Genomic DNA, 13,988 nt, shown 5'->3' on the forward strand with positions numbered 1-13,988 from the left:
GTTGGCCATCCTAGCGCTTTGTATTCTGCAGCCAGTAAGTGCGCACAGCGGCTAGAAACCGTTGTTTTAATCCAATCACCAAGCCCCAATACTTTATATTCCAATACAGCCATTTTCATAACAATTCTATTCCGCTCTAATTCAATTTATAAATCTAGACTGAACATTATAGATGTTCTCTTGTAATGTATGTTCCTAAAAGAACACTGTGCATAATTTTTTGAAATATCTAATAAACACTGAAAATCTAGTAATCCAAACGTTAGCTCGTAGTGTTAAAGATTCATGCCTTAATTTCAGCAACAGGATCTCGTATCATCAAATTCATCGGTGAAATATGCTCATACAAGCCCTTAACATCGGTGATAAACACCTTTCCTCTTTGTATCTTAACCAAGCCTTGCTGCTCTATCCCTTTAAGAACTTCGTTTAGCCTAGGTCTTGATATGCCTGTTATCGAACTCAATTGAATTTGTGAAATATTAATGCTGACGGTTGCCCCCGCGATATTGGTCTGGCGTGCCGCAAGTTCCAACAAGACGTAAATGGTTTTCTGCTCTTTTTCATGAATCGAGGATAAGTAAGCCTGCATCCAAATAGATTGCGCTTTGGTTCCACAGTGAAGTAGCCATTTGTAAACCATGCATTTCCGCTCTGCGAGCTCTAATACCTTACTTGCAGGAAAAAGTACCATAGTGATAGGCTCGACTTCTTCTGCCACTGCAAAGAGGTTGTAGTCAGCATGTATAGACAAAGCACCCATCCAATCTCCCCTTCCAATAACACCACCAGATAAGCTTTCATGTTTTCTGTAGAAAAACAGATTCCAGCGGAGCCACTTAAAATATAAAAGACGCCGGGCAAATTCTGAAACTTTTTTGTAATCTCAAAGCTGTCGACACCCGATTTAAAAATGGCAATATCAAGCAAGCTTTCTATCAAGTCCGCAGACAATTCACACGGCCATTGTATTTGTTCACTGATTGTTGGATCTAACAACAGTTTGTTCCTCCTCAGACAATCTCTGTGTCTGCTTTTATACGCTTATGCTTATGCTTATGCTTATGCTTAAGTTGATCTCTATTTCAATACAGCGTGACACTGTATATCTACACCTCGTTTAAATGTAGTTCATTAAAGCTTAAGACAAGATGTTTTTACGCAAATAAAATCATATTTCTTAATGTCTTAAGCCACTTATCTAGCTCAAAACCCGCTTGAGAACCAAAATAAAAACGACCAACACTTGTTGGCCGTTTAAGCTTTCTAAATCGCAGAATGCCGAGAGTTCGTTCGCATTCACCTATACCCTAAACTTCGCCTTTAGCTTCATACTGAAGCTTTTAACTCTTAACTTTTGACTTAAGCGAGATACGCCAAAACAACATCACGATATTGCTGTTTCAATGATTCTTCAATAAAGCTCGCTTCTATTGCATTTAAAGTAAATTGAGCAAGCTCTTGCTCCGTCATCTCATGAGCTTGACTCACCGCGTTAAAGTTATCCGACATATAACCACCAAAGTATGCAGGGTCGTCCGAGTTAATCGTCACCGCTACGCCTCGTCTTAACAACTCAACAATATTGTGATCTTCCATCTCATCGAATACACGCAATTTAATATTAGACAGTGGGCACACGGTCAGCGGCATTTTGGTTTCAATCAATTCGGCTATCAGAACTTCGTCGGTCATACACTGCACACCATGATCCACTCGGCTCACGCTGAGCATTTCAATCGCATCGACAATATTTTGAGCAGGCCCTTCTTCTCCTGCATGCGCCACCGTTAAGAAACCTGCTTGTTTTGCTTGTTGGAATACACGCTTGAACTTCTCTGGTGGGTGCCCTAATTCAGAAGAGTCTAGGCCAACTCCGATGATCTTGTCTTGATGCTTCAACACATCGGCGAACGTTTGAATGGCGCTCTCTTCAGATAAATGGCGCAGAAAACATGCGATGATTTGAGAGGTAATGCCCAACTCTTCATGACCCTGTTCAAGCGCACGATGAATGCCGTTAATAGCGGTGTCGAATGCAATGCCACGATCGGTATGTGTCTGAGGGTCAAAGAAAATTTCAGTATGGATAACATTGTCGGCTTTACAGCGTTCTAGATAAGCCCATGTTAAGTCGTAGAAATCCTGTTCTGTGCGCAGTGCATCAGCACCTTGATAATAGATATCCAGAAATGACTGTAAATCATCAAATTCGTATGCGCGTCTTAGCTGCTCTGGGGATGAATAAGGCAGATCAATGCCGTTGCGTTGAGCAAGTTGGAAAAGTAACTCAGGTTCGAGCGAACCTTCAATGTGTAAATGCAACTCTACTTTTGGGAGCCCTTGAATAAATGCGTTCATATTTCACCTACTATGGATTTTAGGTGTGCACTTACTCTGAATAATAGACAGGAGGTTTTCTTGAACGCCATTACAAAGAGTAAGAACACAATTGTGATCTAAACCCTTCGTAATCAGCACTTTGCGGGAGCTGGTAGAAACCCCCAAACCATATCATTGGGGTTATACGAAGCAAACGGTTGCTACTATACAGAGTTCAGTGTGAATTTGACTAATCGTTTCTCCATAAAACTAATAAATTACTCAGTAGCATTTAAGAATACTCGCCACACCTTATTCAGAACATCATTCTAACATTAGGTTGACACACTTTAGCTATTGCCGCTATTTTGTCTAAAACCACAAAAGACGGTCAATATGAAAGATAACCAATTCGCGAGCTTTGAGGATCTCCTCTCTCACCAAACCAACACTTTGACCGCATGCCAACCCAAAGATTTCGATAGCACTTTTTTCTTACTAGCAAGAGAAGCGCTCGCTTGGTTTAAGCTCGACAGGCTTACCCTGTTTCCAAACTCAATGATTCTTCTGGATACAGGAAAAAGTATTTCCGTATCCCAAACAGATACTCCACCGCTTGAAATGGAACGCTTTCTAAAAGGCAATTATCTTGATTACCTAAAGCTTTTACGTTCAAAAGAGTGTTGGCAGTTGTTCCCTGAGGAAACACTAAAGAACCATAAACTCGACCCGTTACGTGTACTTTTTGAAGAAGGTGCCCATTGGCATGGGATTGTAAGCCTTTCGCTGTTTGGTCAACAGTGGGGAGCGATCGGCTTCTCACGGTTCAGTCGTTACGATAAGCCAATTGAAGAGGCTGACATGAAGCGAATCAAATTGCTGAGTGACATCTGGCTCTGTTTTTGGCAGCACTCCAAAATGACTCGTAGTGTCACCAGCGATGAAACCAATAATATTAACGAGAGTGAAAAGCTATTATTGCTGACCAAAAGGCAGTGTGCAGTTCTAACTCAATTGGCACAAGGTTACACCGCAAAGCAATGTGCGGAGATCCTCTTTTTAAGCCCTAGAACCATTGAGTCACACAAATACCGCATGTTGGATATTTTGGAACTCGACAACCATACCGAACTGATTCAATTTGCGCTGCGCAATGGTTTCGGTATCGACAACAAATAACGCTATATTCGTATAAAAGCCCTAAAAATCAATGATTTAAGGGCTTTGTTTAATCACTATCTTATTGGCCAATTTCAACTAAACTGAGTTAAGTCACTCTCAACGATAATCCGGTCGAATTCTCGACATCAATAACATATCGATATACTTACCCGCTTTGAATGTACTCAGCCTTTTCGTGCCTTCTAACTGAAAACCCACTCGTTCATATAAAGCAATCGCGGAGTGGTTATCGGCATGAACCTCTAACTCAAGACGCACGAGGTTAAGCCAGTTATCGGCTTGATTGATCGCTTCTAGCATTAAAGCCTTACCGACCCCTTTGCCATGCATCTCCGGATTAATCGCTATCGCAAGACCAGCGCAATGTCTGTCTCTCACCTTCGTGGTCATGAATAAAGTAATGTGACCTACGACCTTGCCAGAAACCTCCGCAACTAAAGTGAAATGGTCTGAGTGACCAAACAGTCGCTCCACTTGATCAGAGCTAAGACAAGGCTTTTGTGAGGTATTCTCTAATACTGACGAGTGTCGATAAATATCAAAAATATCTTGGTTATCGGTGGGTTCAAGATGTCTAATTTGTATTTCCAAAGCGCTTCCTTATCATATTATTTTTGTCCATAAGCTAATTTTCATATTACGGATAGCAACGAGCACCTACAACCTTTGAAGGTGTAAGTGCTCGAAATAATTACACAAATAGAAAGGCTGCTCTTAAGCTTCTGCTTTGATTAGTTTTGTTGACGTAGTGTGAATATTAGAATTTGTAGTCAACACCAACACTCGCTAATGCTTGTTCAGAGCTGTAAAAGTCAATCTTAGAGTCAATCGACCTGACACCGAGTAATGAAATAAACGACCAATCTTCATAACCCATTAAGCCACCGAACTCATAAGCTAAAAATGCACCGTATTCATTCTCTTCACGTACTTGCCCGTAAATTGGATTCGACTCATCATATTCACGATCACTTGCATCTAGGGTAACAACAAAACCGTGGCGACCGATTCTCTTCGCGTAGTTTAATTCAATACCATAACTATCGAAGCTGAGTGCCCCTCCTTCTGCGTCTGAGTGGAAATACACCATTGAAGGAACAAATAGACCTGCTTGGTTTGGCAAGATAAAGCGGTACCCTGCTTTGGCGTACACATAGGTTCTTTCCCTATCCAGCAGCACAGCATCTTCCGGAGATAAGGCTTGGCTACCAGATAGCTCTTCATCAACATCAGATTGTCCAAATGCGAGATCCGTTCGAAAACCAGTTCCACCGATATTAGTGAGCTGCAGTCGTCCTACATTACCTTTCACATCCGTTTCATTTCGGTTAACGCCAACAGCATACGGATCCGTCCAAGCCTTGCCCGAGATAAGCGTAGGAAGAACAGAAAAATCCAATATTGTGCCTCCAGATAGCTGATGTCGATAACCAATCTCAAAAGCAATGGTACCTGTTGCAATATCCTCTCGAGTGGTACCCGCATACACTTGATGAGTCAGTGACTCACCAAAGGTATATTGAACCGTACCCAAAAAACCGAGTAGCCCTTGATTTTCGCTGTCCCCCTCCTTGGTGTTGGTTGCTTGATTCGCGTCTTGCTCGGTGCTCAAGTTACTGCTGTCAGAAGATACACCCGTCAAGACACTAAAGTTACCACTGAAACCTTCCGTTGGTGCAAGGCCACTATAAGCTGGCATTGAAGCGAATGCCGAAAATACAACTGGTAAAACAAACCTCATATTCACATCCATTAATTGAATAATCACCCGTTAACTATATGTATTAAATTGAAATTATAACAACTATTTAACGGAGACATTTATTCAACTGACGAATTGGGTATCTAAAAAATAGGTTCAAAGGTGCAATAAGTTGATCTATCGCTTTTAAGCTTTCGTAGTACTTCTCGAAAATAACGGACATAACTCAAAGGAAGACAATATGTTTAACAAATTAATCAAAACCACATCAGTGCTAGTTGCGACGCTTCTTTTTACGGCTTTTGCTCACGCTAACCACCACGAGATGAAGAAAGATATCGTTGATGTTGCGGCGGAAAACGGCTCTTTCAATACTTTAGTGGCGGCAGTAAAAGCAGCAAACTTAGTTGATACATTGAAAGGTGAAGGCCCTTTCACTGTATTGGCTCCCACTGATGAGGCATTTGCTGCGTTACCAAAAGGAACGGTCGACATGTTGTTGAAGCCAGAAAACAAAGACAAACTAGTTGCAGTGCTCACATACCATGTAATACCAGGTAAAATCATGGCAGCTGAAGTTATGAAGTTAAATAGTGCAGTGACGGTTCAAGGCAGTGCAGTAATGATAGCGATAGATGACGGCAACGTAATGATAGACAACGCCAAAGTTATTATGCCAGACGTTGAGGCTAGCAATGGTGTTATCCATGTGATTGACGCTGTGCTGTTGCCTAAATAAGAAATACAACATCGGTCAAAGGTTTTAAGAGGGTGTGACAGGTCACACCCTTTTCATCTTTTAATTAAAAAGTTAATAACGGTCTCCAGCCAACCGAGGCTGCCTTTATATCGACAAGAACCCGAATTACACAAACAAGCGGCCGAATATTAGAAATGCCGCCATCGACACCACCTTCGTGAAGACCACCACCCAGATGCAATCACCAATACTAGAGTGCGTTGCTTTCCCGAGAAGGAACACAAACAGAATCAACCCCAACACCCAGCCCACTGTCGGAATCAATGACACCAAAGCAACGATTACAGCAATAGTAAGAAGGGATTTAAAGTCTGCGACCACGAAAGACATTTTGGAGGCGATGTACATGCAACATGCGGTGATTAGTGCGTCCATCACAAACGCTAAAGCTTCAATTCCCACGTTACTTCCTTCACTCAAATTAGTTGCAGTGAATATTATCGCTAAAGTGATGATTTTTCTTTAAGAAGAGAACCAAAAACAGGTGAAAACTGTAACAAAAATGAGATTACCGTTCGTCTGAAGGCACAACCTTTTCCATCACGTAATTGGTCAGCTTTACACCACGCATTTCAACTTCCTGTTCATTGACAACTTTAAAGCCAAGATGCTCATAGAAAGGCCTTGCGGTAATACTTACTTCAGAGAAATATCTCGATATACCACGAACTCGACCCACAGTGAAAACATGCTCCATCAACGCTTTCCCTACCCCCTTCCCTTGATATTCGTGGTGACAGAAAAAGTGATCAATCAAACCACTTGGTTGCAGGTCAGTATAGCCAACTACGCAACCATCGAGTTCAGCCACAAAGGGTTGTAACCCATTCATACGCTTTTTCCATAACGCAAAGTCAAAGCTACTGGGTGCCCAAGCTTCTACTTGCTGTTGAGAATAATCTCGAACATTCACGTTACGTACGGTATGAAAGAAGATCTCCCACAGTGCTTTATCATCACTCGCTTGATAGTTTCGAATTCTAACCACGACATACTCCTTTTTGTCTTAAGTTCTTTCAGAGGTGCAAATAGACAGCTGAATCAGCAGGCTCAATAGTCCAAGCTCAACAGGCTCAGCTTTAGAACAAGACATCAACGATAAAACACAGCCAACCAGATCGTCACCATGTCTTTGTCCGTACCAATGACCTTGTGCTTTTCTCGTGCAGCGATGTTGATGTAATCCCCTTTTGATAAAGTAACAACGCGTCCATCTTCAAACTCGATGACACCCTTACCTTCAATCACCATCACCCATTCATTCTCATCTTGGTCATACCAACCCTCTTCTGGTGAGCTATGTCCATGCGACAATATTCTTTCGATTCGAACACCGTCGTTTGCAATCAGGTCATTGAATATTTCATTGGGTATTGACGAAGGAACATCATTGTAAATGTTTGGCATCAAGCTCTCCTAGCTAACATTGAATTGATTGGAATTGAATTGATTAACAACCTGGGCCTTAGCTGCACTGTAAAACCTAAGCAGCAGCACTCTTTCTGAAATAAAAACGGTAATAGCCCACCAAGTTACTGCAGATAAACAGCGCCTCCATCAGAACTGCTGTTGGCGAGCCAACTAAGTAATTGTGAACCAACCAGAAGCTGGTTCCGATGATCATCAACTCTCTTAATCGGCGGTCATCTTTATTGAAGGCTGCAAAGGTTTGAAATACGGAAGCAAAGCAACTCAATATGCTTGTCAGCCCCGAGTAAGTCACAACCGTTGCGACCACTGACATGGAACAGAACAAATATTTAAACTTAGACGATGTAGAAAATACACTCGTCAAATAGCGAATAGTGGCAATCGTCATTAAGCTCGCCGCTGTCCATTGTTCGAGAAGAATAAAGTGGCTCGAAATAAGCACGCCAGCAAAGAACAGACAGGTAACGATTTTCTTTCTCTCTTTAAACTGAAAAGACAGAAGATCGAAACAAATAGCAATTGCGACTAATACTTGAGAAAGATAAAAATCTGACACGGTGATTCCTTCAATAATAACATCACGCCCTAGCCGCTTCTTTCACTGTGAATAATCGAATAAAACATACTAGGCGGTTACAACAAAACAGAGCAAACAGCGATCTAAAGCTTCTATAAAAATCTAAAGTTTCAACACACCACTGATCACAGTGATAGCAGAACCGATTAACTTTACTCGCCCGTTTGCTAATAGCTCTGTCGACATATACCCACCACGACGAGACGCCTGATAAGCACTGAAGCAGCTTTTGTTTAGCTTTTCAGCCCAGTGCTGCGTCAATGCACAATGTGCCGATCCAGTAACAGGATCTTCATTAACCCCAACCCATGGCGCAAAATAACGAGAAACAAAATCGAGTTTAGAATTTGATGAAAGTGCCGTCACCACAACACCTCGCCCTTTAATACTCTTTAAAGCATCAAAGTTAGGTGAAAGAGCCAATAACACTTGCTCGCAGGAAACTTCGATTAACTGCTTGGAATCAAACTCTCGGAATGAAACGACTTGGTGCGGTTCTAAACCAAAGAGCTCAAGCAATGTGAGATTAGCTTCTGAGTTCAATGACAACTGAGTGCTAGGGAAATCAAGTTCGATAGACGATTCACAAACTGTGGCAGATAACTCACCCGACAAGGTGTTAAACGCAACACTGTCACCTGTTTTAACCAACCCTTGCTCTTTCATTACATGAACGGTTGCCAATGTGCCATGCCCACACAGTTTTACTTCTATTTCTGGAGTGAACCATTTTAGCGTCATGGTGTTAAGCGCAAGAAAAGCCGTTTCGGATACCGCCATCTCTTCAGCGATTGAGAACATGAGTGACTCATCAAGTAGATCTTGAGAAATGCAGACCCCAGCTGGGTTTCCTTTAAAAGCTTGAGTTGTGAACGAGTCCACTTGATATATATCTAAATTCACAATAGTTCCTAGCTCTTATATTGGATAAATATTGTTGCCTACAATAAGCACAAACACCCCGTGCTACAAGTGTTCAACAGCAACATAATTAATACTTATTTAAGAAGTAAGGAATGATAAACAAAGAGTTATGAAAATAATAGGCGATTAAGCAGAAGGTTTAATATCGGGCAGATAAGAGATCAAACGTATCTGCCTGGTAGCAAACAAGCACACATTCGCGGCACATAGGCATTGTATCGTGCCACAAACGTAAGGTTACTCAGCAATGGTGAATCTACTGACGTACCAGAGCAGATTTCACAATGGTCAAGCCAAGCAGACCCAGCATGACTCCTGTCACTTTATCAATATAGTAAGCAACACGTGTAAACTCTTGACGCACTTTAGGTGCAGATAACAGGAAGATGATCGCCGCATCCCATACAAATACAACCACCGTCATCCAAACACCTAACCCCAACTTAAACATGAAGCCAATGTCATTGTTCAACACAACCGTGAATAAGCTCAAATAGAACAAAAGGTTTTTGGGATTAAGGATTCCTGATAGAAAACCCGTAATGAATTCTTTGAGAAAAGTCGTTTGGTTGAAGCTATCTCCTTCGGTAACATCCATATTGCTGTAATTACATTTCTTCGCTCTTATCGCTTGCACAGCAAGATAAACAAGATACAGACCACCAATGATCTTCAGTACAATCATAACGGAAACGGATGCCGCTAGAATCGACCCTACTCCAACCAAGCACAAAGCAATATAAACTGCATTCGCACTGGCAATACCGAATGCAACGCCTAATGCTTTTCTTCCCTTATTTCGAACAGCACTCTTCACCACAATCACAAAGTCTGGCCCGGGGCTCAATAACGCTAGAAAGTGAGCAATCGCCACGGTAACAAAAATCCCAACTAAACCCGCATCCATAAACCAATGTCCTTATTGTAAAATTTAATGCATTATTATTGCATAATTAACCTACAATTAGCTTTTTGGGTTAATTATTAGGGTTTCGATACTAAGAGAATCAGACAGACAACACGTTTTCACCGGTCTCGTTAGGTAAAAGACGGCCCAAATAACACGCTTTTTAATATTTAGACCGCTAAGCCATGATTTAGCTTGGTGTTTTTTATAAAGGCTCATTTATTCCCTAATTTGCGGGCTGAAAGTAAGTGGGCGCATCAAATATATTAGGTTGTACTAAAATAAGAGTCGTAAATTTGAAGCAGGTCGCAAAATTTGGGCTACGATTTAGTTAAGCAAAGTAGGAAAGGAATCCGTCAGTGAAAGCATTTTATGTTTCAGTCCTTGCGTCATCATCCTTTTTAACTGGCACAGCGTTTAGCCAACAGAATGATATTTATCTCTACAATTGGGATGAATTTCTATCCAATAGCGTCGTGACCCAACTGAGCGACACGTACGGCATTTCTTTGAAACAGCAGTTTTTTTCTGATGAGTCGATCAGAGATGAAGTGCTATTAAGCGAACGTCGTGGCGCATTTGAGCTCGTCATTATAGAAAGTATAAAGCTCAATGCGTTAGCCAAGCAGAACCTGTTTCATAATCTCAGTGAGTTACAACAATCCATTGCTGGTAACATAGATTCACGTTGGGTTGAAGGATGTGGCGAGTATGGCATTCCCTACGCTTGGGGGACTGCGGGAATCTTATATCGAAGTGACAAAGTAAACACTCCCACCTCTTGGAACGCTATTCTCGAACCAGACACGAACAGCAGTGGCCGCATAAGTATGTATTACGAACCTACGGATTTGGTGAGTACTGCACTGTTAGCAAATCAATTTGATCCATTTACCAATAATGAGCAGGAACTTCGCGTTGCCTATAAAACCCTGCAAGCTCAAAAGCCTCACCTAGAAAGCAACGAATACGTCATCGACTACATTCGCCAACCCGAACGTCTTGCTAACATCGACCTTGCCTACGGTTATTCTGGTGACAGTTATGTACTCAATGATTTGGAGCCTGATGCCTCTTGGTCCTACGCTGTGCCTCAAGAAGGCACCACGTTATGGTTAGAGTGCATTGCTGCGATTAATAACGGAGAGTTGTCTACACAAGCAACAACGATTTTATCATTCTTGTCGCAACCCGAGATCGCAGCTCAAAACGCAATGGATTCATGGTTTGCAACTCCAAGCTCAAAAGCAAAAGCCTTAACGACACAAGAGTACCAAAATGATCCGGAGCTTTTCCCTAGCAAAGAGGTCTTAGAACGCAGCTATCTGTATCAGCAACTCGAACCCAATAGCATTCAAATTCGTAACCGCATTGTCGACAGTTTGAGATAATTAATGCCAGTATTAAAGAAGCTCTACTTTGTGCTCATTCCTACCTTATTGTTCGTATTTGCAATAGGCGGAATGGTGACTTACAACTTGGCCTCTAACCACGCGAAACACATGTACTTAGACGAAGTACAATCGGATGTGAACACCGCGCTCGTGGCGGCTGAATACGAGCAGCTTGGCTTATCTTTGCTAGTGAAAGATATTGGCTCATCCCTACAGTTCTTGCGATATATTCAAAACCCGGGTGACTACACAACCCTGTCCCTGCTGGAAAAAAGAGTGCTTCGTGTCTTAAACCAGAGTCACGTTAATCAGTTTGGTCAACGTAATATCTATGTCGTCGATCCTAAATTCAAATTAACACTCTCTACTTTACGAGCAGACCCTTTCGAAGGGTTAAAGATCCCCGACAACATCTATGAGAAAGTCTTCGACATCTATACTTCGTTGATTAATAAAAACGAGCTATCTCATGAAGGCTTCTCTTATATCTCAGTGAGTGGTGAGCTCAGATACGCTTATGTTGCAGCTATCGATCCTTACTTACTCCCTCAAGACAAACGTGCAAATAACAGTGTCAATCGATACATATTGATTGCAGACGGCCCATTAAAACAGTTGTCTGATTTACTCACCAAATACAACGATGATGACAACATGCAGCTTCTGATTGAACCGTCATCAGATACCGAACATATTGAAAATACACAGTTCGTTATTAAGTCCTTTGAACAAACCAAAGACAGAATCAAAGTCGAGATGAATAGTCGTCACTTCCTCGCTCAAGTCAATATTCGTGAAAAGAAATTCAATCACGAAAAATCCCTCATCGCTCAGGAGACCTTACTCGGTGGCTTAACGATATTATTCATTATTATGCTCATCGTACACATGGTCGTACGTTATCAATTAGTGCGCCCACTCAAAGACTTGTTACACGAAATCTCCATTGGTGGACTCAAACTTAGATACTTTAAACGGTCATCCGGACAAAGTGAGATCGACGGACTTAAGAACGCCTACATTGACTCACTAACGGAATTGAAATTCGAAGCTGAATTCGACCAATTAACCAAATTAGCAAACCGACGATCATTTATACGACACCTAGATGTGCGTATAAAAAGTTCAATGAGCCCACACTGCTACTTGGTTTGTTGGGACATTATCGACTTTCGTAAAATCAATGATTTATACGGTGCAAAGGTGGGCGACAATGTACTCGTTAGTCTAGCCAAAACACTAAGAGAAACCCTGCAGAATCAACAATCCTCTTTCGGTTTTAGTTGCAGCGACTATTCAATCGCAAGGCTTGGAGGGAACCAATTCATTGCCATATTGGAAGTGGGTGAACACCAATCAATAAACGAAGAAATTGAGAACATTAACAACACCCTAACAGGTACGACTTTCCTAGATTATTATGGGTTCAGGCTTTCAATTGCAACTGGTGTACTACCCGTCGATACCCCTAAGTTCGAGGAGATATGGCACCGATGTATTGATGAGATGTTGATTAATGCTAAGGACCACAGTGACGGAGAGAGCCGGATTGTTTACGGCGAAGAACTACTTCATTCACTTGAAAGACATGATGTTATCGAGAAAAGGTTATTGGAGTGCTGCGCGAGTGACAACTTTGAACTTCGCTTTATGCCTATTTTCAATGCTAAGACACTTCAGATCGACGGAGCAGAATGTCTGATTCGCTGCCCTGCTCTATTTGATATAAAGGCAGGGCCGGATGAGTTCATTCCAGTCGCAGAGAAAAGTAATTTAATATCCAAGCTCGACATGTGGGTCATTAGTACCGCAATCAAGACCTATAAAGAGCTTGCAGATATTCACCAATATAAAGGCACCTTGTCCATTAACATCTCGGCGATGGAGCTCTACAACCGTAACTTTGCGGACAATATTCGAAAGGTACTCGAACGTTATCAAGTTCCTCCAAGCAACATCATTATAGAAATTACCGAAACCAGTTACGTAAAAAGCAGCAAGCTTACCGTGCAGACCATTGAGAGCATCAGAAGCTTAGGTTTAAAAGTTTCCCTCGACGACTTCGGTACGGGTTACACGGCGTTTAACCAACTTCTTCATTACCCTGTCGATGAACTTAAAATAGATAAGAGCTTTGTCGATAATATCGTCCACGACAAAGCTGACCGCAAGATGGTCGAGTCTATGGTTAACTTAGGGCACTCTTGTGATACATTCGTTGTTGGCGAAGGTGTCGAATCTCTCGAACAGTATCATCACCTTCGAAAAGCCAACTGCGACCTAATACAGGGTTATTTTTTCAGCCAACCACTCACTTACATCGAGTTCATTGAATTTGTTCGTGACCACAATCCGCAAACTATTCTTGATCAGCAAGCCCTTTTAGAACCAACTACTAACGAAAGGGTTGTCGTGCTTAATCATAAATAAAAATGTTCGATTTAATTGCCATGCGCCTTAACAGTCATGTTATTTAATTAAAAAACGGCCACTTTCCCGCCCCTTTTAAACCTGTAATAGCGTCTGAAATGAGCCAATATCTACGGCCGCAATACACGTTCAATATCTTGGGGCTGACACTGAGTAAACAAATAAAATCGCTACTTAACTAATGACTACGTTCATTGGCACGGACAAGGCTTGTAGTATTAAATAGGTATAATAAGGAAGGATAGATAAATGTGGAGCTCAACAAGTGCTAGGAAGCCGTAACAAGAGCTAGGAAACTGGGAAGCATTAACAAGAACTGGCAGGCAATAGCAAATAGCAATCAGCAATCAGCAATCAGC

Annotated in this window: 13 protein-coding genes, 1 pseudogene and 1 riboswitch; of the genes and pseudogenes, 4 read left to right on the plus strand and 10 right to left on the minus strand. The window is 41.7% G+C overall.

The features are described from left to right. Window positions 1–283 precede the first annotated feature (283 nt). Window positions 284–999: pseudogene (locus H5300_RS22565) on the minus strand (Crp/Fnr family transcriptional regulator). A 363-nt stretch (window positions 1,000–1,362) separates the two neighbouring features. Further along, window positions 1,363–2,361 carry an adenosine deaminase gene (locus H5300_RS22570; RefSeq protein WP_182796952.1) on the minus strand — a complete coding sequence of 333 codons (999 nt, stop codon included), beginning with the start codon at window positions 2,359–2,361 and terminating at the stop codon, window positions 1,363–1,365. Between the two features lie 90 nt (window positions 2,362–2,451). Beyond that, a riboswitch (purine riboswitch) is annotated at window positions 2,452–2,551 on the minus strand. 167 nt (window positions 2,552–2,718) lie between these two features. On the opposite strand from H5300_RS22570, the gene H5300_RS22575 reads away from it, so the two are divergent. Further along, window positions 2,719–3,501 (plus strand): LuxR C-terminal-related transcriptional regulator, encoded by a 783-nt coding sequence (locus H5300_RS22575; protein WP_182796953.1) that lies wholly within the window; start codon window positions 2,719–2,721, stop codon window positions 3,499–3,501. 99 nt (window positions 3,502–3,600) lie between these two features. Here H5300_RS22575 and H5300_RS22580 read toward each other — a convergent pair whose 3' ends face one another. Beyond that, window positions 3,601–4,095, minus strand: a complete 495-nt coding sequence (locus H5300_RS22580; RefSeq protein ID WP_065681405.1) for a GNAT family N-acetyltransferase — start codon at window positions 4,093–4,095, stop codon at window positions 3,601–3,603. 166 nt (window positions 4,096–4,261) lie between these two features. Beyond that, window positions 4,262–5,245 carry a DUF2860 family protein gene (locus H5300_RS22585; protein ID WP_054541169.1) on the minus strand — a complete coding sequence of 328 codons (984 nt, stop codon included), beginning with the start codon at window positions 5,243–5,245 and terminating at the stop codon, window positions 4,262–4,264. A 202-nt stretch (window positions 5,246–5,447) separates the two neighbouring features. Here H5300_RS22585 and H5300_RS22590 point away from each other — a divergent pair, with 202 nt between their 5' ends. Continuing rightward, entirely contained in the window at window positions 5,448–5,945 is a 498-nt protein-coding gene (locus tag H5300_RS22590) for a fasciclin domain-containing protein (RefSeq protein WP_108086000.1), read from the plus strand. A gap of 126 nt (window positions 5,946–6,071) precedes the next feature. On the opposite strand, the gene H5300_RS22595 is transcribed toward H5300_RS22590, so the two are convergent. The 6 genes from H5300_RS22595 to H5300_RS22620 all read right to left on the minus strand — a co-directional run bounded on the left by H5300_RS22595 (window position 6,072) and on the right by H5300_RS22620 (window position 9,805). Then, complete coding sequence (locus H5300_RS22595) at window positions 6,072–6,368, minus strand: hypothetical protein (protein ID WP_004730457.1); 297 nt, start codon at window positions 6,366–6,368, stop codon at window positions 6,072–6,074. A 106-nt stretch (window positions 6,369–6,474) separates the two neighbouring features. After that, a complete protein-coding gene (locus tag H5300_RS22600) occupies window positions 6,475–6,954 on the minus strand; it encodes a GNAT family N-acetyltransferase (RefSeq protein ID WP_108202800.1) in 480 nt (159 codons plus the stop codon). A 104-nt stretch (window positions 6,955–7,058) separates the two neighbouring features. Further along, on the minus strand, window positions 7,059–7,373 hold the full coding sequence (locus H5300_RS22605) for a cupin domain-containing protein (protein WP_004730454.1): 315 nt from the start codon (window positions 7,371–7,373) through the stop codon (window positions 7,059–7,061). A gap of 76 nt (window positions 7,374–7,449) precedes the next feature. Further along, a complete protein-coding gene (locus H5300_RS22610) occupies window positions 7,450–7,953 on the minus strand; it encodes a YgjV family protein (protein WP_017080131.1) in 504 nt (167 codons plus the stop codon). 123 nt (window positions 7,954–8,076) lie between these two features. Beyond that, on the minus strand, window positions 8,077–8,877 hold the full coding sequence (locus tag H5300_RS22615; RefSeq protein ID WP_182796954.1) for a PhzF family phenazine biosynthesis protein: 801 nt from the start codon (window positions 8,875–8,877) through the stop codon (window positions 8,077–8,079). Window positions 8,878–9,154: 277 nt separating this feature from the next. Beyond that, window positions 9,155–9,805 (minus strand): LysE family translocator, encoded by a 651-nt coding sequence (locus tag H5300_RS22620; protein ID WP_182796955.1) that lies wholly within the window; start codon window positions 9,803–9,805, stop codon window positions 9,155–9,157. A gap of 359 nt (window positions 9,806–10,164) precedes the next feature. Here H5300_RS22620 and H5300_RS22625 point away from each other — a divergent pair, with 359 nt between their 5' ends. Next, window positions 10,165–11,196: a PotD/PotF family extracellular solute-binding protein gene (locus tag H5300_RS22625; RefSeq protein ID WP_065607247.1), complete on the plus strand. Its 1,032-nt coding sequence runs from the start codon at window positions 10,165–10,167 to the stop codon at window positions 11,194–11,196. Window positions 11,197–11,199: 3 nt separating this feature from the next. Beyond that, window positions 11,200–13,629, plus strand: coding sequence for a bifunctional diguanylate cyclase/phosphodiesterase (locus tag H5300_RS22630; protein WP_182796956.1), 2,430 nt, complete (start codon window positions 11,200–11,202; stop codon window positions 13,627–13,629). The last annotated feature ends 359 nt before the right edge of the window (window positions 13,630–13,988 follow it).

It is taken from the genome of Vibrio sp. SG41-7 (genome assembly GCF_014164465.1).
Lineage (GTDB): Bacteria > Pseudomonadota > Gammaproteobacteria > Enterobacterales > Vibrionaceae > Vibrio > Vibrio splendidus.

What these genes read in the sequence shown, in the direction of transcription:
- H5300_RS22570 (WP_182796952.1), bottom strand. Translation starts at nt 2,361, where the DNA reads ATGAACGCATTTATTCAAGGGCTCCCAAAAGTAGAGTTGCATTTACAC.
- H5300_RS22575 (WP_182796953.1), top strand. Translation starts at nt 2,719, where the DNA reads ATGAAAGATAACCAATTCGCGAGCTTTGAGGATCTCCTCTCTCACCAA.
- H5300_RS22585 (WP_054541169.1), bottom strand. Translation starts at nt 5,245, where the DNA reads ATGAGGTTTGTTTTACCAGTTGTATTTTCGGCATTCGCTTCAATGCCA.
- H5300_RS22590 (WP_108086000.1), top strand. Translation starts at nt 5,448, where the DNA reads ATGTTTAACAAATTAATCAAAACCACATCAGTGCTAGTTGCGACGCTT.
- H5300_RS22605 (WP_004730454.1), bottom strand. Translation starts at nt 7,373, where the DNA reads ATGCCAAACATTTACAATGATGTTCCTTCGTCAATACCCAATGAAATA.
- H5300_RS22620 (WP_182796955.1), bottom strand. Translation starts at nt 9,805, where the DNA reads ATGGATGCGGGTTTAGTTGGGATTTTTGTTACCGTGGCGATTGCTCAC.
- H5300_RS22630 (WP_182796956.1), top strand. Translation starts at nt 11,200, where the DNA reads ATGCCAGTATTAAAGAAGCTCTACTTTGTGCTCATTCCTACCTTATTG.